The 23,891-nt window shown below is 36.7% G+C and carries 23 protein-coding genes and 1 riboswitch; of the genes, 18 read left to right on the forward strand and 5 right to left on the reverse strand.

Going from position 1 to position 23,891, the window contains the following annotated elements; translation table 11 throughout:
* The first annotated feature begins 289 nt into the window (after positions 1-289).
* The gene (gene tnpA, locus EGT49_RS00005; protein ID WP_135370904.1) at positions 290-754 is read left to right on the forward strand and encodes an IS200/IS605 family transposase; all 465 of its coding nucleotides are present in this window, start codon (positions 290-292) and stop codon (positions 752-754) included.
* Positions 755-896: 142 nt separating this feature from the next.
* On the opposite strand, the gene EGT49_RS00010 is transcribed toward tnpA, so the two are convergent.
* The 3 genes from EGT49_RS00010 to EGT49_RS00020 all read right to left on the reverse strand — a co-directional run bounded on the left by EGT49_RS00010 (position 897) and on the right by EGT49_RS00020 (position 3,019).
* Entirely contained in the window at positions 897-1,370 is a 474-nt protein-coding gene (locus tag EGT49_RS00010; RefSeq protein WP_135370905.1) for a universal stress protein, read from the reverse strand.
* 76 nt (positions 1,371-1,446) lie between these two features.
* Positions 1,447-1,725 carry a hypothetical protein gene (locus tag EGT49_RS00015; protein ID WP_135370906.1) on the reverse strand — a complete coding sequence of 93 codons (279 nt, stop codon included), beginning with the start codon at positions 1,723-1,725 and terminating at the stop codon, positions 1,447-1,449.
* Positions 1,726-1,732: 7 nt separating this feature from the next.
* Positions 1,733-3,019, reverse strand: a complete 1,287-nt coding sequence (locus EGT49_RS00020; protein WP_135370907.1) for a replication-associated recombination protein A — start codon at positions 3,017-3,019, stop codon at positions 1,733-1,735.
* A gap of 51 nt (positions 3,020-3,070) precedes the next feature.
* Here EGT49_RS00020 and EGT49_RS00025 point away from each other — a divergent pair, with 51 nt between their 5' ends.
* Positions 3,071-3,670, forward strand: a complete 600-nt coding sequence (locus EGT49_RS00025; RefSeq protein WP_135370908.1) for a DUF1054 family protein — start codon at positions 3,071-3,073, stop codon at positions 3,668-3,670.
* Positions 3,671-4,422: 752 nt separating this feature from the next.
* Here the strand turns inward: EGT49_RS00025 and rpsD are convergent.
* Positions 4,423-5,034 carry a 30S ribosomal protein S4 gene (rpsD, locus tag EGT49_RS00030; protein ID WP_135370909.1) on the reverse strand — a complete coding sequence of 204 codons (612 nt, stop codon included), beginning with the start codon at positions 5,032-5,034 and terminating at the stop codon, positions 4,423-4,425.
* Positions 5,035-5,358: 324 nt separating this feature from the next.
* Between rpsD and EGT49_RS00035 the strand changes: the two genes are divergently transcribed.
* The 12 genes from EGT49_RS00035 (at position 5,359) to thiT (ending at position 19,561) form a co-directional block, all read left to right on the forward strand.
* Positions 5,359-7,047, forward strand: coding sequence for a septation ring formation regulator EzrA (locus EGT49_RS00035; protein ID WP_135370910.1), 1,689 nt, complete (start codon positions 5,359-5,361; stop codon positions 7,045-7,047).
* A gap of 75 nt (positions 7,048-7,122) precedes the next feature.
* On the forward strand, positions 7,123-8,268 hold the full coding sequence (locus tag EGT49_RS00040; protein WP_135370911.1) for a cysteine desulfurase family protein: 1,146 nt from the start codon (positions 7,123-7,125) through the stop codon (positions 8,266-8,268).
* A 9-nt stretch (positions 8,269-8,277) separates the two neighbouring features.
* Positions 8,278-9,495, forward strand: a complete 1,218-nt coding sequence (gene thiI, locus EGT49_RS00045; protein WP_135370912.1) for a tRNA uracil 4-sulfurtransferase ThiI — start codon at positions 8,278-8,280, stop codon at positions 9,493-9,495.
* 657 nt (positions 9,496-10,152) lie between these two features.
* Positions 10,153-12,801, forward strand: a complete 2,649-nt coding sequence (locus tag EGT49_RS00055; protein ID WP_135370913.1) for a valine--tRNA ligase — start codon at positions 10,153-10,155, stop codon at positions 12,799-12,801.
* 73 nt (positions 12,802-12,874) lie between these two features.
* Positions 12,875-14,140 (forward strand): bifunctional folylpolyglutamate synthase/dihydrofolate synthase, encoded by a 1,266-nt coding sequence (locus EGT49_RS00060; protein ID WP_135370914.1) that lies wholly within the window; start codon positions 12,875-12,877, stop codon positions 14,138-14,140.
* 9 nt (positions 14,141-14,149) lie between these two features.
* Positions 14,150-14,788 (forward strand): RadC family protein, encoded by a 639-nt coding sequence (gene radC, locus EGT49_RS00065; RefSeq protein ID WP_135370915.1) that lies wholly within the window; start codon positions 14,150-14,152, stop codon positions 14,786-14,788.
* A gap of 93 nt (positions 14,789-14,881) precedes the next feature.
* Positions 14,882-15,883 (forward strand): rod shape-determining protein, encoded by a 1,002-nt coding sequence (locus EGT49_RS00070; RefSeq protein WP_135370916.1) that lies wholly within the window; start codon positions 14,882-14,884, stop codon positions 15,881-15,883.
* Between the two features lie 45 nt (positions 15,884-15,928).
* Positions 15,929-16,789, forward strand: coding sequence for a rod shape-determining protein MreC (mreC, locus tag EGT49_RS00075; protein ID WP_135370917.1), 861 nt, complete (start codon positions 15,929-15,931; stop codon positions 16,787-16,789).
* Positions 16,789-17,328 carry a rod shape-determining protein MreD gene (gene mreD, locus EGT49_RS00080; RefSeq protein WP_135370918.1) on the forward strand — a complete coding sequence of 180 codons (540 nt, stop codon included), beginning with the start codon at positions 16,789-16,791 and terminating at the stop codon, positions 17,326-17,328. Before mreC ends, mreD begins: the two co-directional genes overlap by 1 nt.
* Positions 17,329-17,997: a septum site-determining protein MinC gene (locus EGT49_RS00085; protein WP_135370919.1), complete on the forward strand. Its 669-nt coding sequence runs from the start codon at positions 17,329-17,331 to the stop codon at positions 17,995-17,997.
* Between the two features lie 2 nt (positions 17,998-17,999).
* Positions 18,000-18,797 carry a septum site-determining protein MinD gene (gene minD, locus EGT49_RS00090; RefSeq protein ID WP_135370920.1) on the forward strand — a complete coding sequence of 266 codons (798 nt, stop codon included), beginning with the start codon at positions 18,000-18,002 and terminating at the stop codon, positions 18,795-18,797.
* Positions 18,798-18,829: 32 nt separating this feature from the next.
* Positions 18,830-18,931, forward strand: a riboswitch (TPP riboswitch).
* 48 nt (positions 18,932-18,979) lie between these two features.
* Positions 18,980-19,561, forward strand: a complete 582-nt coding sequence (thiT, locus tag EGT49_RS00095; RefSeq protein ID WP_135370921.1) for an energy-coupled thiamine transporter ThiT — start codon at positions 18,980-18,982, stop codon at positions 19,559-19,561.
* 54 nt (positions 19,562-19,615) lie between these two features.
* Here the strand turns inward: thiT and EGT49_RS00100 are convergent, their stop codons facing one another.
* Positions 19,616-19,744 (reverse strand): DUF4044 domain-containing protein, encoded by a 129-nt coding sequence (locus tag EGT49_RS00100; protein WP_425456234.1) that lies wholly within the window; start codon positions 19,742-19,744, stop codon positions 19,616-19,618.
* 221 nt (positions 19,745-19,965) lie between these two features.
* Between EGT49_RS00100 and mraZ the strand changes: the two genes are divergently transcribed.
* The 4 genes from mraZ to EGT49_RS00120 are packed head-to-tail and all read left to right on the forward strand — an operon-like array spanning position 19,966 to position 23,877.
* On the forward strand, positions 19,966-20,397 hold the full coding sequence (mraZ, locus tag EGT49_RS00105) for a division/cell wall cluster transcriptional repressor MraZ (protein ID WP_135370923.1): 432 nt from the start codon (positions 19,966-19,968) through the stop codon (positions 20,395-20,397).
* Positions 20,387-21,337: a 16S rRNA (cytosine(1402)-N(4))-methyltransferase RsmH gene (rsmH, locus tag EGT49_RS00110; RefSeq protein ID WP_135370924.1), complete on the forward strand. Its 951-nt coding sequence runs from the start codon at positions 20,387-20,389 to the stop codon at positions 21,335-21,337. The genes mraZ and rsmH overlap by 11 nt, the downstream gene beginning before the upstream one ends.
* A 12-nt stretch (positions 21,338-21,349) precedes the next feature.
* Complete coding sequence (ftsL, locus tag EGT49_RS00115; RefSeq protein ID WP_135370925.1) at positions 21,350-21,712, forward strand: cell division protein FtsL; 363 nt, start codon at positions 21,350-21,352, stop codon at positions 21,710-21,712.
* A complete protein-coding gene (locus EGT49_RS00120) occupies positions 21,703-23,877 on the forward strand; it encodes a penicillin-binding transpeptidase domain-containing protein (RefSeq protein WP_167849708.1) in 2,175 nt (724 codons plus the stop codon). The genes ftsL and EGT49_RS00120 overlap by 10 nt, the downstream gene beginning before the upstream one ends.
* The last annotated feature ends 14 nt before the right edge of the window (positions 23,878-23,891 follow it).

Consider the following 23,891-nt stretch of genomic DNA (forward strand, 5'->3'; position numbering starts at 1 on the left):
AAAGTTGGCAAGATTATTATCATATCCAACTGAATACCAAAAAAACACGATAGGAATTCCATATTTTATGGAAATTTCTATCGTGTTTTTTTAGAATCGGGAGTTATGTCCCGAACTCTCTTTTTGTATGAATATGCCTTTAGGCCTAGTTGAGTGCGCCAAAGCGTGCGAAACAAAAATCCACCTGCTGTGCGGGTGGGCGTTAATTCGTTATACGAAAACGCCTCCATTAGTTATAAAATGTAGGTGCTGAAGCCAAACATTTTAAAAACCAAAGGAGACGCTTATTATGGCGAATAAACTCAATAGTCTTGCGCATACCAAATGGTTGTGCAAATACCATATCGTATTCATTCCAAAGTATAGAAGAAAAATCATTTACAATCAATATCGAAGAGATTTACAAGAATATATAAGACTTTTGTGTAAGTACAAAGGTGTAGAAATAATTGAAGGTCATATGATGCCGGATCACGTACATTTGTTGTTAAGTATTCCACCCAAAATAAGCGTAGCGAGTTTTATGGGATATTTAAAAGGTAAAAGTGCATTGATGATGTTTGATAAACATGCAAATTTAAAATATAAATTTGGAAATAGACATTTCTGGGCAGAAGGATATTACGTGACTACCGTGGGCTTAAATGAGGCAACAATTACGAAATATATTCGTGATCAAGAAAAGAAAGATAGAGTAACAGATAAACTGATATCTCACGAGTATGAAGACCCCTTTAGGGGTGGCAAGAAGTAAGAACACCACTTAAAGTGGTAAGCAATAGAGATAAGAGCAGTTTGGCTTTAGTGGAACACAAAAGCCAGCGCCTTGAGACGCTGGCTGGTAATAGAGGCTTATAGCCTCAGAGAAAACCACCCGTTTTACGGGTGGTTTTTATTTATTTTCTAGGTTTCTTGATAGATTTGTTATCAAGATCAGTTCTAACTACTAGTACATCACAAGCAGCTGTTCTAGTTACATATTCAGTAACTGAACCGATCAATAATCTTTCCATAGCGTTGAGACCAGTAGCACCGATCATAATCAAATCAACGCCTAACTTCTTTGGAAAATCAGTTGCGATGATTGATTTTGGAGCACCGTATTCAATACTATAGTCAATTTCGTCTAATCCGGCATCCTTAGCCGTTTTAACGTAACTTTTTACGGTTTCCTTAGCTTTTTCTGTAATTTGTTCAACCATTGTTGAATCGAAGCTAGAGACGTTCTGAAAGGCCCTAGTATCGATAACGTGAAGTAAGTGGACGGCAGCGTTATTTCTTTTGGCTACTTCGACCGCTTTCTTGAAAGCTAATTCTGCCTCAAATGAACCATCAATTGGTACGAGAATGTTTTTATATTGTTGTAACATAAGTATCACCCCGTTAGTGTAGTATTACTGCTTTTATACTTTCATTTTAGTTGATTGAGACCAATAAATACAGTCATCAGCGAATATTTGCCAAATAAATTGAAAAGGCTGCCGCAATCAAACTACCCAAGATTAAAGTAATTAGATTCATTTCCTTAGTTCCAATCAATAAAACGACAACGCCTAAAATTGATACTAATACTAGTAAGACACTAGTAAAGCGCATGATATTTTTCATCGTCAAATTTTCATTAGGCGAATAGATCAAAAACTTTTTATCACTGTGAGACCACAATGTGTATGCTAATGCTAAGAGAAAAATAATAAAAAATATCATTAGTACTTTAATTATCATGAATATTCTAACCCCGTTTTGAATTCTTTTTCCATTCTTGTATTTGTTGCAGACGCATGTTTAAGGCCTGCTCATATTTACCAGTCGCGTTTGGTTGGTAATATTTCTTATTAACCAAATTATCGGGTAAATATTGTTGATCGACCCAAGAATTAGGATAATTATGAGGATATTTATAGTCAATCCCGTGACCTAACTTTTTAGCACCAGAGTAATGAGCATCCTTTAAATCATCCGGAATTGAGTTTGCGTGACCACTACGAACGTCAGCTAACGCACTATCGATTGCTGCCATACCAGAATTTGATTTTGGACAAAGACATAAATCGATAACAGCATCTGCTAACGGAATCCTAGCTTCCGGCAAACCGACCATTTGTGCAACCTGTGCGGCTGAAACTGCTCGGGTACATGCTTGCGGATTGGCTAATCCAACATCTTCATAAGCACAAACTAGTAAACGTCTGATGGCACTAGTCAATTCACCGGCCTCAAGTAAACGAGCCAAATATAAGAGAGCAGCATTTGGATCACTGCCACGAATTGACTTTTGAAAGGCTGAAATAACGTCGTAATGGCTGTCACCATTTTTATCAGCGGAAATAGCCTTTCTTTGGATTGATTCTTCAATTGCCTGTAAGTCGATGTGAATCAAATCATTTTCATCGGGTTTAGTTGATAAAACCGACAATTCCAGACCATTTAAGATGCTTCGTAGGTCGCCATTGGTTGAATTAACTAACAAATCTAAGGCATTTTCATCTAATTCGACGTTGTACTTGCCTAATCCATTCTTATCGTCATTTAAAGCACGTTTAACAGCTTTTTTTAGATCAGCACTATCAAGTGGGTGCAATTCGAAAATTTGCACACGAGAGCGAATAGCAGGGCTAATGTTGATATATGGATTTTCAGTAGTGGCACCGATTAAAATAATTGAACCACTTTCTAGTAATGGTAAGAGAAAATCTTGTTTGGTTTTGTCTAGGCGGTGAATTTCGTCAAGCAACAAAACTACCGTGCCACTCATTTTTGCTTCTTCAGCAACGATTTGCAGATCTTTTTTGCTGTCAGTTGCAGCATTTAGTTTTCTAAAAGCGTATTTGGTGCTTCCAGCAATTGCACTAGCAATACTAGTTTTACCAATCCCAGGAGGACCGTAAAGAATCATTGATGAAAGCATCTTGGCTTCAACCATGCGCCGAATAATTTTATGTGGACCGACTAAGTGTTGTTGCCCAACGACTTCATCAATATTTGTCGGTCGCATTCGATATGCTAATGGTTTTTGCATAATTCCTCCTATATAATTAATATGTATATTTTACATCAAAGGACTGAGAACATGTTTGATAAAAAAGATTTTCAAGTTTTCAATGATGATACTTTGGACGGACGATTGAATTTGATCAAAAGCCAACTTGATCCTAAATTCGAGTTATTCGGTCAAGACTTATTGAAAGCACTCGAAACAGAATATCAGCAACAGTTTTTTATGAAGATTGCTAAGCACCAACGTCGGACAAAAAATCCACCTCCCGATACTTGGTTAGCAATCAATCAAGATAAAAAGGGCTATAAGAAGACGCCTCACTTGGAATTTGGCTTGTGGCCTGATCGATATTTCATTACGTTTAGCTTGTTGGCAGATATTCGTAATAGAAATAATTATTATCCAATATTAAATGAGTATCAAAATAAAATCATAACAGAAGGTTGGGGAGTGTCAAATGATCATACCTCCAGCACTTTGAAAAAGTCAGCTGATTTTGAGCAAGTAATTGCCCATTATCAAAAAGTTAAGTCGAGTGATTTGGTGGTTGGTTTCGAGTTACTCAAAGATGATCCAATCGTTTCAGAAGGAAACTATGATCAGATGCTAAAAGATAAATTTCTTCAATTGAGTAAGTATTTAGTTATTTTTAACCAGGAAGTAGATAGATAAATTTTAGAAAGTGTAATTCTTTTGTTATTGTAGGTGGTTAAATGCCGTCTTCCGCAACAGCTCGGGGAAACGCTGGAACGCTGTGGGCACGACTTGAAACTACCGCAAAGTGCGCGGCATTTCCAAGCTCGGCCTTCTACGTAAGCGCTGAAGCGCTAAGTAGAATTTCACGGCTGAGCATTTCCCCGAGCTGTTGCTCCAGACTGGATTTCAGATTTTTGCGGTATTTCTGTAAATTCTGAAGTGAATTCGATTCTATTCAGAATTAATGGAAAATTGGTTTATGGTCTGGATACGTTATTGTGTTTCAAATTTTAATTGATTTAATTTAGTAAAAAAATAATAGAGGGTCTTACTAGAATTGCGATAAATGCATAAGTAAGATCCTCTTTTTTATTGCTGTTACGTATATTTTGAATAGGGAAGATAATGACAATTAAGATACAAAGCTCCAAATTCGAATAGAACTACTATTTTTAAAGGAATGGAAAGCAAATAAACTATAAAAGTGAAATTCAGTCCGGAATAGCAAAGCCGATTTGGCTCAGCCGCCAAATTCTTGTTAGTGCTTTAGCACTTACAAGAAGGCCTAGTTTTGAGATTTTGCGTACTTTGCAAAAGCTCAAAATAGTGCCGGCAGCGTTCCAGCCAAAATCGGCTTTGCTATGGAGGACGGCATACTTCACGCCCCCCAAAAAAAACAACAAAAAAAATACATCCACCAATAAGTGAATGTATTTTTGACCAAAATATTAAAGAATTTGGTTGTAGTATTCAACGATCAATGATTCGTCGACATTTGGTTCTAGTTCGTCACGTTCTGGAACACGTACAAGTGAACCAGTCAATGTGTTGTCATCGAAAGTAACGAAACCAGGACGACCAACAACGTTTTCAAGGTTATCCTTAACGATTGCAAGGTCCTTTGACTTTTCACGAAGGCTGATCTTTTGACCAACTTTAACTTCGTATGAAGGAATATCAACGCGTTTGCCATCAACAGTGATGTGACCATGGTTTACAAGTTGACGAGCTTGTGGACGTGAGCTTGCTAAACCTAAACGGTAAACTAAGTTATCCAATCTTTCTTCAAGAAGGATCATTAAGTTAACACCGTGGATTCCTTCCATTTTACCGGCACGGTTAAATAGGTTACGGAATTGACGTTCGTTAACATCATACATGAAACGTAACTTTTGCTTTTCAGCTAATTGTTGACCGTATTCTGAAATCTTACGACGGCCACCGTTTGGTCCATGTTGACCAGGGGCGTAGTTTCTACGGGCAATTTCTTTACCTGTACCTGAAAGTGAAATTCCTAAACGACGTGATAATTTCCAACGAGGTCCTGTATATCTTGACATAAAATAAATTCCTCCAAAATGTTTGTCTGGAGTAAAATAATTAACTAGGACTTAGCATTCGTGCAGTTATCGTTACAAGTTTCGCCGTGCGCAGCCACAGGTTACTAATTGAACTAAATCGTCGATAACTGTTGACGTTCTTGCCGTCCTTTGCTGCATATTTTACACGAAGACTAGTGTAACGTGATTGATATCAATTGTCAAAGGTAATTTTTTTCTAATAGTTTAAAACTTTATTATGAAAATTCGATAGCACTAATAATAGTAATAATATTTGGTATAATTTCTTAAAGATAAGACTGAATTGTCATTAGGGGTGTAAAAGTGTTTGCAATTATTATTGGAATAATCTTAGTCATCTTGGTCTTCTTATGGTATATGTGGTTCTTGCAGAAGAAGAATGCCGCCACACTGAATAAGTTAAAGGATCAGACCGACCGATTAAAAAAAGCTAAATTAGATGAAAAAATTGAAAAACTTGAGCAAATGAAGCTAGCCGGAGCAAGTAGTGATCGTTTCCACCAACTAGAAACTTCCTATAGAAAACAAATCGATCAAGTTTTTCCAGATATTTTAAAGGAAATCAGAAGTGCTGAGTATAAGAATACTGAATTTAAAGTCTTTGGCTCTGCTAACGAATTGAAAAAGGTAACTTCTGAAGTTGATAGTTTTGAAAAAGAATTAAGTGAAACTTCTAAAGGATTTGAAGATCTCTTAGTCAGCAATGAACTCAATGCAACTCACAGTGAAGAATTGCAAAAGCAATATCAAACCCTCAGAAAACAAGTTTTAACACAATCCTTTAATTATGGTCCGGCAACAGAACGTTTGGAAGATGAATTGTCAGAGATTGCCAATTTGTTAGACAAAGAGAAACAATTGACTAATAAAGGGGATCACATTGAGGCAAGTCAATATTTAGATGATGTTAAGTTGAAATTAGGATTAATTACTGATCAATTAAAGGTGATTGAACCTTTGTATCATGATCTCAATGAAGTTTTCCCAGGTCAAATCGATGAAATCAAGTTTGTCTATCAAAAAATGGTTAAGCAATATTATCAATTTCAGGCTGATATCGATCAATTGATTGCCGACGTTCAAGCGGAACTCGATGAATCTAATACTAAATTAGGTGATTTAAATTTTGACGCCGTCAATACTAATAATGAAGATATTAAACAAAGAATCGACGACCTTTATGAAACTTTGACTTTGGAAATTGATGGTAAGAAGTCGGTTCTAAAGGAACAAAAACCAGTTTTAGACTATTTGAATCATGCAGTTTTCCAACACAATCGCTTAGATAAGCGAATTCGTAAATTGCAAGAAGGCTATATTTTAACGGACAAAACAGTTAAGACGTTTAATGACAATTTGCAATTACTCAATGAAGTTCGCAGTGAATATGATAGTGATGTGCAAAGTATCGCTGACAAACAAGTGATCTTTTCAGAAGTTAAGGAAGACTTCAAAGAAATTGTGAAACATTTGGATGATATTGAAGCCAGTGAAAAAACAATCAATGATGACTTGAATCAAATGTTATCAAGTGAACAAATTGCACGTGGTAGTGTTGATGATTATGCCAAACGTTTAGAGATTCAAAAGAAAATGGTCGAACAGTTGCGTTTGAATGGTTTGCCAGATGACTATTTGGATTATTTCTACATGGTTTACGATGAAATCAACAAATTGTATGACGAATTAGATGCAGATCAGATTAATATGGAAGATATCAGTAAACAAGTCATCGTTACCCAGGAAGATTTGAGCAATCTAATCGAAAAGACTAAGAAGTTGAAGTATAACGTCTTACTTTGTGAGAAACTCTTGCAATATGCTAACCGTTACGCCAATAAGAACCCTGAGTTTACAGATCAGTTAGTTAGAGCTCGAGCACTGTTTGATACCGATTATAATTATGATGAAGCTGTGGAAGTGATTTCAAAAGCACTTGAGGAAGTTGAATCAGGTTCAGTTGCTCGAATAAAAGAAACAATTAATGCATAATGGTATAGTTTTGTGTTAAGTTATAAGAGATAAAATTTTAGGCCTTCTAGGCCTTTTTATTTTGGTGAGGCAGAAATGATATATTTTGATAATAGTGCAACAACAAAAGTTAATGATTCTGTTTTGAAAACTTACAATGCTGCTAGTGAGCAATACTTTGGTAATCCTTCTAGTTTGCATAAATTAGGTTTGAAAGCATATGAATTGTTAGAAACTTCTCGTAAACAAATTGCGAGTCAATTAGGTTTTAAACAAGATGAGGTTGTTTTCACCAGTGGTGGTACAGAGGGGAATAACTGGATCATCAAAGGTACAGCATTCAAGAAGCGTGAATTCGGTAAACATATTATCACTACTGAAATTGAGCATCCTTCGGTCCTTAATACGATGCATCAGCTTGAAGAATTAGGATTTGAAGTGACTTATTTACCAGTTGATAAAACTGGTCACATTAGTGCGGATGATTTGAAGAAAGCTATCAGAAAAGATACAATTCTAGTTTCGACTATGGCTGTCAACAATGAAATCGGGGCAATTCAACCAATTCATGAGATTGCTAAGGTTTTGAAAGATTATCCAAGTATCAGTTATCACGTCGATTCAGTCCAAGCAATTGGTAAGAATCTACAGGATAAATTTATGGATCCAAGAGTTGATTACTATACTTTCTCTGGTCACAAGTTCCATGCACCACGTGGAATTGGTTTTATTTACATGAAGGAAGGTAAGCAATTGGAGCCACTGATGGCAGGTGGTGGTCAAGAATCTAACCTTCGTAGTGGAACTGAAAATACCCCTGCAATTGCCGGAATGGCTAAAGCTATTCGGTTGTTGAAGGAAAATGAAGCTCAAAAAGCTGACAAGATGGAACACCTAAAGGAAAAATTAGTTAACCACTTGAAGACTTTGGATAACGTTCACGTATTTTCACAAATTGGCGATGATTTTGCCCCACACATTATTTGTTTTACTTTAGATGGTGTTCGTGGTGAAACGATTGTCCATACTTTTGAGGAACGTGATATTTACATTTCCACAACTAGTGCTTGTTCTTCTAAAAAAGGCTTGGAATCTGGTACTTTAAAGGCAATGAATGTTCAAGAAAAAGTTGCTACTAGCGCAGTACGTGTCAGTCTTGACGAAAGCAATACTGAAAGTGAAATGGATGAATTTATTAAGAATTTGGATGAGATTCATGATCATTTCCAAATTTTGAATTAGGAGATTTAAATGGAATATACTGAAATTATGGTTCGTTACGGCGAACTATCAACTAAGGGTAAGAATCGTAAGAGCTTCATTGACCGCCTACACGGTAACGTCGCTAAAGTGCTCAAGAATTACCCAGATCTTAGAATGAAACCACATCGTGACCGTCTACACATTCAATTGAACGGTACCGATGCAAAACCAGTCATGGAAAAGTTAAAGAATGTTTTCGGAATTCAAACTTTTTCACTCAGTGTTAAAGTGTCACGTGATTTTGAAGATGTGAAGAAAAAAGCCGTTGAAATGATGCATGAGGCTTACAAACCTGGCATGAGTTTCAAAGTTGGAACTAAACGTGCCGATCACACTTATGAATTCGATACTAATCAAATCAACTTACAACTAGGGGATGCAATTTGTGAAGCCTTTCCTGGTATTGATGTTGAAATGAAAAAGCCCGATATCAAAATTTCGGTCGAAGTCAGACAAGATGGCATTTATCTGTCTTATTTGACAATCAAGGGTGCCGGCGGTTTGCCAGTTGGTACAGCTGGAAAAGCTATGTTAATGCTATCTGGCGGAATTGATTCACCCGTTGCAGGTTACTTAGCTATGAAGCGTGGTGTTGACATCGAAATGGTTCACTTCTTTAGTCCACCATATACTTCAGAACAAGCTTTGAATAAAGCCAAGGAATTAACTTCTAAATTGACTGCCTTTGGTGGCAACATTAAATTTATCGAAGTTCCTTTTGCCGAGATTCAAGAAACTATCAAAGCTGGAGTTCCTGAAGGTTACTTGATGACAATTCAACGTCGTTTCATGTTGAGATTGACTGATTTGATCCGTGAAAAGGAAAATGGTCTAGCAATCTTTAATGGTGAGGCAGTTGGTCAAGTGGCTTCTCAAACACTTGAGAGTATGGCAGCTATCAATGACGTAACGACTACACCAATTTTGCGTCCCGTAGCAACGATGGATAAGACAGAGATCATTCGTTTGGCTGAAAAAATCGATACCTTCAATTTGTCGATTCAACCATTCGAAGATTGCTGTACCGTCTTTGCCCCACCAGCACCAAAGACCCGTCCTAATATCGAAAAGACTCGTAAATTTGAAAGTTCTCTCGATATTGACGGCTTGATTCAACGAGCAATGGACGGAATTAAGATCACAACTATCGAACATGGCGACAAGTTCATGGAAAGTGATCAAGAAAACATCAATAGTTTACTGTAAAAATTAATTGACGTTTCACAAAGAATGATTTATCATCAGTTTATCAGCTATGACCAGGAGGGTTGATTAGTCAGATTTCAGAGAAGGCATGTGGTTGCGAATTGCCGAATCAAGCTAATCAATTGTTACCTGTGAGCTATCTAAATGATCGGGCCACCGTTATCTGTTGAGTGAAGAGTCAATTTGACTCTTAATTTAGGTGGTACCGCGAGTCTTCGTCCTATTGGGATGAAGGCTCTTTTTTGTATAGTAGGTTTTTTGAGGATTCTTTTTAAGTTAAGACCGTACTAGTTGGAATCAACTAGATTGCAATCTTTTAAACTTTTATTTTAAATTTTTTAAATTGTGTTCAACATTAGGATAACTTCTCTCTTATTGAATTAAGTAAAATTAAGTAATAAGGGATGTTATCTAGTCTGGAGCACAAGCCCTGTGATGACTCAGCCGCCAAATTCTTGTTAGTGCTTTAGCACTTACAAGAAGGCCTAGTTTTGAGATTTTGCGTACTTTGCAAAAGCTCAAAATAGTGCCGGCAGCGTTCCAGCTCATCACAGGGCTTGTGCGGAAGACGGAATCTTACGCTATCCAAAATAAAGAAAGAATCTATAAATACATACATACTTTTTAATTAATATAATCAAACACGGAGGAATCAACATGAGAGAAATTGATATGGATACAAAATACAACCCTCAAGAAGTTGAAGCTGGTCGTTACCAAACTTGGTTAGATGACGATGATTTCAAACCTTCTGGAGACAAGAAAGCTAAACCTTATTCAATCGTTATCCCACCACCAAATGTTACTGGTAAATTGCACTTAGGACATGCTTGGGATACAACGATTCAAGATACTTTGATTCGTTATAAGAGAATGCAAGGTTTCGATACACTTTATCTTCCAGGAATGGATCATGCCGGTATCGCTACGCAGGCTAAAGTTGAAGCAAAATTACGTGAACAAGGTGTAACTCGTTATGACCTTGGTCGTGAAAAATTTGTTCAAGAAGTATGGAACTGGAAAGATGAATTCGCCAAAATTATCAAATCACAATGGGGTAAATTAGGTTTATCACTTGATTACTCACGTGAACGTTTTACCCTTGATGAAGGTTTATCTAAAGCTGTTCGTAAAGTCTTTGTTAAGTTGTACAACGAAGGTTTGATCTATCGTGGCGAATACATTATCAACTGGGATCCACAACTTCAAACAGCTTTGTCAGATATTGAAGTTATTCACCAAGATGATCAAGGTGCCTTCTATCACGTTAAATATCCATTCGCTGACGGTTCAGGTTTCATTGAAATTGCGACAACTCGTCCCGAAACAATGTTTGGTGATGTTGCTGTGGCTGTTGCACCAGATGATGAACGCTACAAGGATATTGTTGGAAAAGAAGTTGTTGTGCCACTAGTTGATCGTAAGATTCCAATCATCACTGATCACTACGTTGATAAGTCATTTGGTACTGGTATGGTTAAGATCACACCTGCTCATGACCCTAACGACTTTGCTGTTGGAAATCGTCACGATCTCAAACGAATCAACACAATGAATGCTGATGGAACAATGAACGAAAATGCTGGTAAATACAATGGCATGGATCGTTTTGACGCCCGTAAGGCAATCGTTAAGGACTTACAAGACCAAGGCTACATGATCAACATCGAACCATATGTTCACAGTGTTGGACATTCAGAACGTTCCGGTGTTCAAGTTGAACCAAGACTATCAACCCAATGGTTCGTTAAGATGAAGCCACTTGCTGAAATGGCTTTGAAGAATCAACAAGGCGACAATAAGGTAAACTTTGTTCCCGATAGATTCGAAGATACATTCACGCAATGGATGGATAACGTTCATGACTGGGTTATCTCTAGACAATTGTGGTGGGGACATCAAATTCCTGCTTGGTATAACAAGAAGACTGGCGAAACTTATGTTGGTGAAGAAGCTCCTAAGGATATTGAAAACTGGGATCAAGAATCAGATGTGCTTGATACATGGTTCTCAAGCGCTTTGTGGCCATTTTCAACGATGGGTTGGCCTGATACTGACTCAGCAGACTTCAAGCGTTACTTCCCAACTAATACCTTAGTTACTGGTTACGATATTATCTTCTTCTGGGTTTCTCGAATGATTTTCCAAAGTTTGAAATTCACTGGTGAAAAGCCTTTTGATCATGTAGTTATTCACGGTTTGATTCGTGACGAACAAGGTCGCAAGATGAGTAAGTCATTAGGTAACGGAATCGATCCAATGGATGTTATCAAAAAGTACGGTGCCGATGCACTTCGTTGGTTCTTACTAAATGGCTCAACTCCAGGTCAAGATACTAGATTTAGTTATGACAAGATGGATTCAGCTTGGAACTTCATCAATAAGATTTGGAACGCTTCACGTTACGTTATCATGAACTTAGACGATGATACTCCAGCTATGGATGACCTTTCTAAAGTAACTAGTTATGACTTATCAGATAAATGGATTTTAGCTAAGTTGAATCAAACTGTTAAAGAGGTTAACCGTTTGATGGATAGCTTTGAGTTTGGTGAAGTTGGCCGTAATCTTTACAACTTTATTTGGAACGATTTCTGTGATTGGTATATTGAAATGAGTAAAGCAACTTTGACAGGGGATGACGAAGCTGCTAAGAAGCAAAAGAAGATGCTTTTGACTTATGTTCTTGATCAAACTCTACGTTTGATGCACCCAATCATGCCATTCGTAACTGAAAAGATTTGGTTAACGATGCCTCACAATGGTAAGACTATTATGCATGCTAAGTATCCTGAATATCAAAAGGACTTAGACAACGCCGATGCTATGGATCAAATGGATGTTTTGATCGACTTAATCAAGTCACTCAGAAAGATTCGTTTGGAAGCTAATGCACCAATGTCTAAAGCCGTTGATATTTTGATCAAGCCTCAAGATGAAAAAGTTAAAGATGTTATCTTGAATAATAAAGAATACATCGACCGCTTCATGCATCCAAAGGACTTGCAAGTTGATACTGACATCAAAGCACCAGCTCTTGCGATGACTTCCGTTACAAACGGGGCTGAATTGTACGTTCCACTAGCAGAACTAATCAACATTGATGATGAAATTGCTCGTCAAAATGAAGAGAGTCAAAAACTAGATAAAGAGATTGAACGTATCAACAAGAAATTGTCTAACAAAAACTTTGTTGCTAAAGCTCCTGAGAAAGTTGTTAATGAGCAAAAAGAAAAATTAGCTGATTATCAATCACGTCAAGCAAAAGTTCAACAAAGAATTCAACAATTGCAAGATAATAAGTAAAAAATGAGTATATAATATTGGGGTTGGCAGATGTCCAACCCTTTTTCTTTAATAAAAATTGGAGATTTTCGAATTGTTAAATACTTATCAAGAAGCAATCGCTTATATTCATGGATTGCCGAAATTTCATCGCACTAATAATTTAGATAATATTAAAAAAGCCTTGCATGAATTAGGTGATCCGCAAAATAGTTATGAAACGATTCACGTAACAGGAACGAATGGCAAGGGGACAACTAGTAATTTTTTAGCCAATCTGTTTGAAGCAGACGGCAAAAGAGTTGGATTGTTCATTTCACCGTATGTCAAAGTTTTTAATGAACGGATTCAAATCAATCATCAAAATATTCCCAACGATGATCTGTTGAAGACGGTTAATTATTTGATTACTAAAATTGGTGAAATTTCTCTAGCAGAATTCGAGTTTGTCACCGTTTTGGGCTATTATTACTTTCGTGATCGGGTTGATATTGCGGTAATTGAAGCGGGTATCGGTGCTAGACATGATAAAACCAATGTCATCGTACCCCAAGTTTCAGTCATCACTTCAATTGATTTGGATCATGAGAAATTAATTGGGCCGACCTTGCGAGATATTGCTTTTGAAAAAGCAGGCATTATTAAACCACAAAAACCGATTGTCACAGGATTTCTACAAACTTCAGTCAGTGATATTATTGAAGATGCTGCATCTCAAAATGAAAGTTTATTATTAAGATTCGGTCAGAATTTTGACATCAAAAAAATAATTATAAAAAATTTGAAAATATCATTTACATATTATGACGATAAGGTAACAATTGAAGATATACATTGTGATGGTTTTGAAAAGACAACCGTGATGAACGCTGCAATTGCCATTCAAGCTTTTATTCAATATAAAAGAAATCATAATCAAACGATAGATTCTGAATTAATTAAAGCTAGTCTTGATAAGAATCATCTGTTAGGTCGAGCACAAATAGTTCAAAAGCAGCCTTTGATTATGATGGATGGAGCACATAATATTTCAGCCGTTTACAATTTAATAAATTCTTTGAATACAATTTATGAAAATAAAGATATAATTGTTTTGTATGCTGGAATGAAGGATAAGGATCGAAGTGATATCTTGGAGGAATTGACACCCAAGGTAAAACACGTTTACGTTACGACTCTTGATATGCAGCGTTCGGCCGACATGAGTGATTATGATTTAGCAAGTTATAACAATGTCACTTTTGTTGAAAATTACCATCAAGAATTACAGAAAATAATTGAAAGTTTGACTGACCAACAAATGTTGTTGATCACCGGATCTTTTTATTTGATTTCAGAGCTAGAGAATTATTTTGCGTAATTTCAATGTATGATGATAAATTTAAGAGAAAAGATTTTACTACATGGTGCTAGCACGTTAAAAAACGAAGAATTGCTAGCCGTTATAATAGGTAACGGGACGAAGAAAAATAATGTCTTAGACTTGGCCAGAAAAATAGTTGTTGATTCGGGTAGTTTAAATTTGAATTTGGAACAGCTTATGGCTTTTAATGGTATTGGAGTGGCTCAGGCATGCAAAATTTTGGCCGCAATCGAGCTGGGTACTAGAAAAGTCGAGTCTGACACGATTTCTAAAGGCGTTGTTTCAGTCGACGATGTTGGCAAACACTTAATAAATAAAATAGGTAACGCTCCACAGGAAAAATTAATTGCTGTTTACTTGAATAATAGCTATCACTTAATTGATGAGAAGGTTATTTTTATGGGAACGGTTGATTCCGCGACAGTCCATCCTCGGGATGTTTTGCGCGAAGCCTTGAAGATTTCGGCGACACAAGTCGTGATTGCACATAATCATCCGAATGGTTCTTTGATGTTTTCCAAAAATGACTGTGAATTCAGCCAAAGACTAAAAGAAGGCTGTTCGATAGTAGGAATTAATTTGTTAGATCATCTGATTATTACAAAAAAATCTTATTCGAGTTTAAAGAGTTTAAATTTAATTTAGGATATGATTTCGTCATACTTTAAATCAGTATTTTGTATGATATAATTTTGATTAGCGTAAAATGTGGTGTGTACTTTAAAGGAGAGAAATAAATTGTTTGGTATTGGATCAAAGAAGCTCGGCATAGATTTAGGAACGGCAAATACTTTAGTTTATGCTGAAGGCAAAGGTATCGTGTTGAACGAACCTTCAGTTGTCGCAAAAAATAATAATACAGGAGAAATAGTTGCAGTTGGATCAGATGCACGTGAGATGATTGGACGTACACCTGGTAGTATCTCAGCTATTCGTCCAATGCGTGATGGTGTAATTGCCGATTACGACACAACGGCAGCTATGATGAAGTACTTCATTGAAAAGACTGCTAATAACTCCAAACCATCCGTTATGGTTTGTGTACCAAGTGGTGTTACAGAAGTCGAAAAGAGAGCTGTTATCGAAGCTACTCAACATGCTGGAGCACGTGAAGCTTATGTGATCGAAGAACCATTCGCCGCAGCTATTGGTGCAGGACTTCCAGTTATGGATCCAACTGGTAACATGGTCGTTGATATTGGTGGTGGTACTACTGATGTTGCTACAATTTCATTAGGTGGTATCGTTTCATCACGTTCGATCCGTGTCGCTGGTGATAAGTTCGATGAATCAATTTCAGCTTACATCAAGTCAAATTACAACTTGCAAATTGGTGAAAGAACCGCCGAAGATGTTAAGATCCAAATCGGTTCTGCCTCAATTGAAAAGGCTAAAGAAATTGATTCAATGCAAATCCGTGGTCGTGATTTAGTTACTGGATTGCCTAAGACAGTTCAATTAACTGGCGTAGATATTGCGACTGCTATTCATGAAAATGTCGAAGAGATCATTGAAACAATCAAGGAAACTCTTGAAGAAACTTCTCCTGAAATTGCTGCCGACGTTATCGATCATGGTATCGTCTTAACTGGTGGTGGAGCACTATTGCATCACTTGCCAGAAGTTATTTCAGAAGCAACTGGAGTCCCTGTATTCATTGCTCAAGACCCACTAGATTGTGTGGCCATCGGTACTGGAGAATCACTTAAAAATATCGATGTAATGCGTCGCCAAAAATAAGCGGGTTAATCCCGTTTTTTTTATTTGATCTACTAGGAGGAAGCAATGCAAAAATTTTTTTCAAATAAAAAATTAATTATTTTAATGATACTTATTATTGTGACTTTTGGTTTATTGGCGATCACTGTAAATATTCGTGATAAAAAGAATACACCGCCAGTAGTCCAACAAGTCGGTAATGATGTCGTCAGTGTCGTCGGAGGAGTCTTTGCCTATCCAACGAATGCTGTAAAAAATGCTACCTCAGAATTCTCTGATTTATATAACACTTATTCTGAAAACAAGCGTTTGAAAGAAAGAATCGGTGAACTAGCTCAAAATCAGGCTAAACTAGAGGTAGTTCAAGATGAAAATAAGAAATTGAAGCAAGAATTGAAGTTAAACAGTACCTTGACGGATTACAGTACAGTCAATGCTTCTGTTTTGTCACGCTCACCAAGTAGTTGGCAAAATTATTTGACGATCAATCGTGGAACAACTAGTGGTATTAAAAAGAATATGCCGGTCATGTCTGGTAAAGGATTGATTGGTCGAATCGTTGAAGCTGATAAGATCAGTTCTAAAGTTGAATTGATTTCAACAAACAATGAATTAAACGATAAGTTTGCTGCCGAAATCATTGGTAACAACAAGAATATTACTGGTGTTGTCAGTCGTTATGACAGTGACACTGGTGATTTAGTTATGGAAAATGTTAATTCCACAAAAGATATTAAAAAAGGCCAAAGTGTTATTACCTCTGGATTGGGTGGTTTAACGCCACGTGGACTATACATTGGTAAAGTTTATGGTATTAAAAAAGATAATTACGGGATGACAAATTCAGTTTACATTACACCAGCAGCTGAATTGAGAAACTTCACAGTTGTGACAGTTATCAAGTCTTCTGTACACGGTGAAGAGTAATGACAATAAAAAATCGGAAGATTTTTGGACAAGTATTATTCATTTTAATAGCATTTTACTTAGATGGTTTGATGAAATGGGCCTTTTTGAATAATATGAATCGTGGAACTGTCATAATTTTGCCGCAACTAATGTTGATGGCAATCGTAATGTTGACAATGCGAATTGAAGATCGTCGACAATTGATTATTTATGGAGTAGTTTTTGGCGTGATTTACGACTCTTACTACTATGGGATTATTGGATTGTATACAGTTTTATTGCCACTTTTGATGGTAGGAATCGATCATTTTAGATTCCTTTTGATCAAAAATAATATGGGTTATGATCTATCCATTTATTTTTTGGCTTTGACTTTTTTACAATCTGGTATTTATTTGTTAGAAAAATTATTGCAACAAACTAGTACAGATGCATTAGATTTCATCACTTTCACTTTGGGACCAACTTTACTTTGGAATATTTTGGTGTTCTTTCTCCTGTATGTTCCACTGGCTAAGTTGTCTGAATGGTTGGTGAAATATCGGAGGGATAAGTAAATGAGTGACATCATTTTAAAAGGTGGTAAAGATGGTTTTTCAGTCATATTTAGTGATTTAGCCAACTATGACTCGGCGTTTAAGGAGTTAAAGGAATTGATCATGCAACAAAACGTTAAGTCAACCAACGAAAATGATGATGTTATTTCTTTTACGATCAAAACGGGAAATCGCTTATTGACCGATGAGCAGAAACAAAAGATTACTGAATTTTTTGAAAAATATCCGCAATTGGAACTTAAAGATATTGAATCAAATGTTGAAGCAAAGAATGTCGTTGAGGAGTTATTAGATAAAAATAAAACTAATGTTGAATCAGGTATTGTCCGTAGTGGACAAAAACTTGATTACAATGGAGATTTGATTTTTCTAGGCACATTACACCGCGATGCTCAAATTTGTGCGACAGGTTCAATTTACGTCTTAGGTCAAGTCGATGGCGTGATTCAAGCTGGGTACCCTGATAATACCAATGCCATTATTTTTGGTAATCTCAAAGATGTTGATCAGATTAGAATTGCTGATGTGGTTGAAATCGTGACCGATGATAATAAGAGTGATTTTGACAATGGTAAGTTTGCTTTTATTGATGACTTACATGCTATCAGCGTGGATGATTTACAAAATTACAAAGATAGAATGAACGATTTAAGAAAAAGGACAGGTTAACTATGGGGATATCAATAGTTGTAACTTCAGGTAAGGGTGGTGTAGGTAAAACTACTACTACCGCTAATGTAAGTACTGTCTTGGCAAGTCTAGGTAAAAAAGTTTGTATGGTTGATTTGGATATTGGCTTGCGTAATTTAGATGCAGTCATGGGATTAACCAATCGGGTCGTCTACGATATCGTGGATGTCGCACAGCATCGAGTGGTCGTTTCACAGGCTTTAGTCAGAGATCCTAGATTTGAAGACAATTTGTATTTATTAGCTGCTTCACAATTTGCGGATAAATATGTCTTAGACAAGGAATCTTTAGCCATGATCGTCAATGAATTAAAACAACGGTTTGACTTTGTGATGATCGACTGCCCAGCGGGAATCGAATATGGTTTTCAAAATGCTGTTTCTTCTGCTGACGGAGCGCTGGTGGTCACAAATCCAGAAGTGGCTTCAGTTAGTGATGCTGATCGAGTGGTTGGTATTTTGGAAAATATGAATATGCCGATCACACCGCATTTAATTATCAATCGGATTCGCAAAAACATGATCAATGATGGGACTTCAATGCGGATCGATGACATTGTTAATCATTTAGGAATTCCACTATTAGGCATCGTGATCGATGAAGATCGGGTGATTTCAGCATCGAATGCTGGGCAGACTGTTGCTTTTGACCGTGATAGCGATGCAGGTCATAGTTATCAAAATATCGCCCATCGGATGCTTGGTGAAAATATTCCTTTAGATTTATCGAGTCAGACAAAAAAAATTGGCTTTTGGGGCCGAGTTTTTGGCAAAAAATAAAACCTATGGTAGAATTTACTTGAATTAAATAAAGTCAACACAGGGGGAGCCAGTGGCTGAGAGTGAACGAATCGTTCAGACCCTTTAAACCTGTTATGTTAATACATGCGTAGGGATAGTGTTGTTCAAGCAAATGCTCGAACTCTCTTGTGATGACTAAAATCAGAAGGGAGTTTTTTTGTATGATCAATAAAGTTAGTAGCCAAGATAGCTTGGTGGTTTTAACTGAAGGTGCAATCATTGCAGCTTTGGCAATGGGATTGTCATATATCCCACATTCAACCGGAATTTCCTCAATTCAAGTAGTTTATGGGTTGATTCCGATGTCAGTTTATGCGCTAAGACGAGGTGTGAAAGCTGGATTGTTAGCTGGTCTTGCCTGGGGACTTTTGGACATGTTCTTGCGTGGACTTGGCGGTGGTGTTTTAAATCCATTGCAAGGTTTCGTTGAATATCCATTGGCTTTTGGAGTCGTTGGTTTGATAGGATTAGGTAGTGTCAGCGTTCAACGAGCAGTGAGAAACGGTAAGAATGCTATTGGACTGATTATCTTTTATTCAGCAATTGGTTTCTTTGCTAAATACTTCTGCCACTTCTTGGCCGGTGGTATTTACTGGGGTTCATATGCGCCAAAAGGGATGAATCCTTGGATCTATTCGTTGGTCGTTAATGGTGGTAGTTTTATTGCTAACATGATCATGTTAGTTGTTCTAGCATTTTTATTGAACCGTATTTTTAAGCAATTAGTAATTCCAAGAAATTAAATAAAAAAAGCGGGATTGATTCGAATTTTCGAATCAATCCCGCTTTTTTGCGTTTTAGATAAAGCTCATAACTGAACCAAGAACTACACCGCCGATTGTGACAATAATCATTAACCATACAACTATTTGAATAATTTTAGTTAATGTGCTTTTAGGCTTTTTTTCGCTCAAAACTTCCACCACCTAATTAATATATAGTGAAATGTTACTTCACAAACTCGAAATATGCAATATTTGTAACTGCTTTCTTTTAAATTTTGGGAAAATCCCCCACCGTTATAATTCTTTTAATACCAACACTTTACAAGTTTTTTGAAGACTTAGTACTGATTGTAAAATATCGTGTGGTTAATTGTGGTGATTTGTGGTAAATTAGGAAGTGTTAAAGAATCGAGGTGATTTCCATGTTCATGGGTGAATTTCATCACGCACTTGATAATAAAGGCAGAATTATTATTCCTGCTAAATTTAGAAAATTGCTTGGTGATGAGTTTGTAATCACCCGTGGAATGGATGGGTGCCTATTTGGTTATCCAATGGAGCAATGGGACAAGTTGGAAGGTCAACTTGATAAATTACCATTGACCAAAAAGGATGCTAGGGCATTCACAAGATTCTTTTATTCTGCAGCAGCAGAAGTTGAATTTGATAAACAAGGTCGAATCAATTTATCGGCTCCGTTGATCAAGTTCGCTAAGTTAACGAAAAATTGTGTCATCGTTGGTGTTTCAGATCGATTTGAGATTTGGGATGAACAACGATGGAACGACTTTAGCCAGGAGGCTGAAGATAATTTTGAAGAAATATCGGAGAAAATGACAGACTTTGACTTCTAATGAATATAAACATAAAACAGTACTTTTGAAGGAAACTATTGATGAAGTGAATCCACATGACGAAGGAGTCTATGTGGATGCAACTTTTGGGCGTGGAGGACACACTAAGGAGTTGTTGAGTCGAGTTCATCATAGTAAACTTTATGTTTTTGATCGTGACGAGGCTGCTATTGAGGTCGGTGAAAGTATTCAAAATGATGCCGAAATAATTGGTGATAATTCATTAACGTTAATACGTGATAATTTTGAGAATATGCAAGAACGTCTATTAGAACTTGGTGTAACTGAGGTTGATGGGATAGTTTATGATTTGGGAGTTTCCTCGCCACAATTTGACGATGCTGTACGTGGCTTTAGCTACAAAAAAGCAGCACGTTTAGATATGAGGATGGATCAAAGACAGGATCTTGACGCTGAAAAAATTGTCAATGATTGGTCTTATAATGATTTAGTCAGTATTTTCTATAAATACAGTGATGAAAAATTCTCCAAACAAATAGCACGAGCAATCGAAAGAACTCGTGCCGATCATCGAATCACTTCGACATTGGAATTAGCAGATATTATTAAAAATGCTATTCCAGCTGCCAAGAGAAGAACGGGTGGTCATCCTGCCAAACGTGTCTTTCAAGCTATTCGAATTGCTGTCAATGATGAATTAGGATCTCTTGAGAGATCACTTGAACAAGCAATTCAATTGCTAGCACCACATGGCAGAATCAGTGTTATAACTTTTCAATCCAAAGAAGACAGAATTGTAAAACATATATTTAAGAATAATTCACACGTTGATGTACCAAGAGGGCTCCCTGTGATTCCGGATGACATCAAACCGGTTTTGAAACAGATTACCAGAAAACCAATCCTGCCTAATGATGAAGAATTATCTGAAAATAATCGAGCACATAGTGCGAAATTACGTGTCGTTGAAAAGATATAATGGAGAAATAATATGAGAGAAGAAAGTACGGCTAGAAACTTACAAGAATATCAAGAAGTTCAACCAAAACCGGTTGAACAACCAGTTGTAAAAACTCATAGTGTCAGTTTGTCAAAATTTGAGACTGTTTCAATTGTTGGTCTCGCTCTTTTGACGTTGGCATTAATGGTTGCTGTCGTGAGTTTGAAAGTATCTATGACTTCTTCTCAAAATGAATTAGATAGTCTCACTACCCAAATATCAAAAACAAATACAAGCACCGTAAATTTAAGACAAGAAATTTCTGAGTTAAGTAGTTTTGATCGATTTTCTTCTTTCGCCAAAAAACATAATTTAAAAATGAGCGACAATAACGTAAGGAATATATCAAAATGAGTAAGTTCAGAAAATTATTAAAAAATAAGGCAAGACGCAATCATTATATAGTTGGTATATTAATTTTGATTGCGACTGCCTTTTCTTTTATCCTTTTTATCCAGCGGTTCGCCTATATTGCAATTGAGAAACATTATGATGGTGCTAACTTAGTTGAAAAAACAAGGGCTCAATACGTTAAAACTTCAAAAATTAACGCCAAACGTGGTGATATTTTAGACGTTAATGGTGATATGATTGCTGGAGATTCAACCGTTTATAATATCGCTGCAATTTTAGATCACGACAGTAAAACAGCTAGTGGCAAACCACGATATGTTGTCAATAAGGAAAAAACTGCTCGAGAATTAAGTAAATATTTAGCTCTTTCACAAAAACAGATTTTGAAATATTTGAATCCTAGTAACAAAAAGCAATATCAAGTGGAAATGGGGCAAGCAGGACGTAATTTATCAATTGAAATCAAACGAAAGATTGATGCTTTACATCTACCCGGAATCACTTTCACAGCTTTGCCGTCACGTTCTTATCCTAATGGAGTTTTTGCGACCAATTTAGTTGGTATTACTAAAGCTGATAATGATAACGATAAGAATAGTAATATCAGTGGTGTGATGGGAATCGAAAAATACTTTAATAAAATGCTATCAGGAAAAGATGGTAAAAAGATTACTAAAGTTGATGGTAATGGAAATGAATTACCGAATTCTCAAAAGAATGAAATCGAATCTGCTGATGGAACCAATATTTATCTAACGTTAAATAGTAAGATTCAACAGTATGCGGAAATTTTAGCAGAAGAAGCAGATGAGAAGTATCAACCGGAAAATTTACAAGTTATTGTGATGAATGCTAAGACAGGGGCGATTGAAGCGGCCACTCAACGACCAACTTTTAATCCCACCACTGGTAAAGGTTTGTCCAATAGTTGGCGTGATACCTTAGTTGAAGATCAATATGAACCTGGTTCAGTCATGAAAATTTTGACACTTTCGGCTTCAATTGATTCCGAAAACTATGATCCTAATGAGCTGTATCACTCCGGTTCTGTTGAAGTAGGCGGTCGGACGATCAGTGATTGGAATAACGCTGGCTGGGGTTATATTCCTTTATCCGAAGCTTTTCCAAGATCTTCCAACGTCGGAATGGTTAAACTTGAAGAGAAGATGGGTTCAAAAACTTGGATGAAATACATGCAACGGTTTAAAATTGGGACTAAGACTGGGATTGAGCTTCCCGGCGAAGTTTCTGGCGGTATTTCTTACAAACATGTCAGTGATCAAGCAATGACTTCTTTTGGTCAAAGTGTCAACGTCAATGCAATTCAAATGTTACAAGCTTTTTCAGCGATTGCTAATGGTGGTGAAATGATCAAGCCACAAATTATTCAAAAGACAGTCAATCCTGATACTGGAAAGACTATCAAGAATTTTAAGCGGACAGTCGTGGGACAGCCAATTAAAAAATCAACTGCTAAAAAGGTTCAAAAGGCTATGCGTCAAGTTGTTACTAAGAATTATGGGACTGGTATGGCTTATAACATTCCAGGTATCAAGGTTGGAGTTAAGACGGGTACGGCTCAGATTGCTTCACCAAATGGTGGTTACTTGACTGGTTCAAATAATTATATTTTCTCGGTTGCGGGGATGATTCCTTATGATGATCCTAACTACATTGTTTACATTACTTTGAAGCAGCCTCAGAAAATGACGGAATCGCCTGAAAAGATTCTTTCAGAAATTTTTAATCCACTCGTTAAAAGATTAGTAAATCAAGGTAAGTCGCCAACTAGTGTGACTGAAGCAGGTAGTCAGTATGTGAAGATTCCAAGTCTGTTGGATGATTCCACAACCGATGCCCAAAGTAAGATCAAGAGTTTGAATTTGCAATCCGGTGTCATTGGTACAGGTAATAAAGTTGTCCAACAATTACCATCAAGTGGCGAAAAAGTTATGCCAGGTCAAAGAATGGTCTTGTTAACTAACGGTGCAATGACGATGCCTGATTTATCTGGTTGGTCCAAAAACGATGTTTTGAAGTTTGCGGAGATCACTGGTAAGACGGTCAAAACTAAAGGTGACGGTTATGTTACAGAACAGTCAGTCAAGGCTGGTCAGGTGATAAATGGCAGTGGTAAAATTGTAGTTACATTGAAAAATAATTAATTAAGGGGATTTTC

This window comes from Companilactobacillus suantsaicola (assembly GCF_004745525.1).
Lineage (GTDB): Bacteria > Bacillota > Bacilli > Lactobacillales > Lactobacillaceae > Companilactobacillus > Companilactobacillus suantsaicola.

Coding starts and splice junctions, on each gene's coding strand:
- tnpA (WP_135370904.1), top strand. CDS start 290: ATGGCGAATAAACTCAATAGTCTTGCGCATACCAAATGGTTGTGCAAA.
- EGT49_RS00010 (WP_135370905.1), bottom strand. CDS start 1,370: ATGTTACAACAATATAAAAACATTCTCGTACCAATTGATGGTTCATTT.
- EGT49_RS00015 (WP_135370906.1), bottom strand. CDS start 1,725: ATGATAATTAAAGTACTAATGATATTTTTTATTATTTTTCTCTTAGCA.
- EGT49_RS00020 (WP_135370907.1), bottom strand. CDS start 3,019: ATGCAAAAACCATTAGCATATCGAATGCGACCGACAAATATTGATGAA.
- EGT49_RS00025 (WP_135370908.1), top strand. CDS start 3,071: ATGTTTGATAAAAAAGATTTTCAAGTTTTCAATGATGATACTTTGGAC.
- rpsD (WP_135370909.1), bottom strand. CDS start 5,034: ATGTCAAGATATACAGGACCTCGTTGGAAATTATCACGTCGTTTAGGA.
- EGT49_RS00040 (WP_135370911.1), top strand. CDS start 7,123: ATGATATATTTTGATAATAGTGCAACAACAAAAGTTAATGATTCTGTT.
- thiI (WP_135370912.1), top strand. CDS start 8,278: ATGGAATATACTGAAATTATGGTTCGTTACGGCGAACTATCAACTAAG.
- EGT49_RS00055 (WP_135370913.1), top strand. CDS start 10,153: ATGAGAGAAATTGATATGGATACAAAATACAACCCTCAAGAAGTTGAA.
- radC (WP_135370915.1), top strand. CDS start 14,150: ATGATGATAAATTTAAGAGAAAAGATTTTACTACATGGTGCTAGCACG.
- mreC (WP_135370917.1), top strand. CDS start 15,929: ATGCAAAAATTTTTTTCAAATAAAAAATTAATTATTTTAATGATACTT.
- mreD (WP_135370918.1), top strand. CDS start 16,789: ATGACAATAAAAAATCGGAAGATTTTTGGACAAGTATTATTCATTTTA.
- EGT49_RS00085 (WP_135370919.1), top strand. CDS start 17,329: ATGAGTGACATCATTTTAAAAGGTGGTAAAGATGGTTTTTCAGTCATA.
- minD (WP_135370920.1), top strand. CDS start 18,000: ATGGGGATATCAATAGTTGTAACTTCAGGTAAGGGTGGTGTAGGTAAA.
- thiT (WP_135370921.1), top strand. CDS start 18,980: ATGATCAATAAAGTTAGTAGCCAAGATAGCTTGGTGGTTTTAACTGAA.
- mraZ (WP_135370923.1), top strand. CDS start 19,966: ATGTTCATGGGTGAATTTCATCACGCACTTGATAATAAAGGCAGAATT.
- ftsL (WP_135370925.1), top strand. CDS start 21,350: ATGAGAGAAGAAAGTACGGCTAGAAACTTACAAGAATATCAAGAAGTT.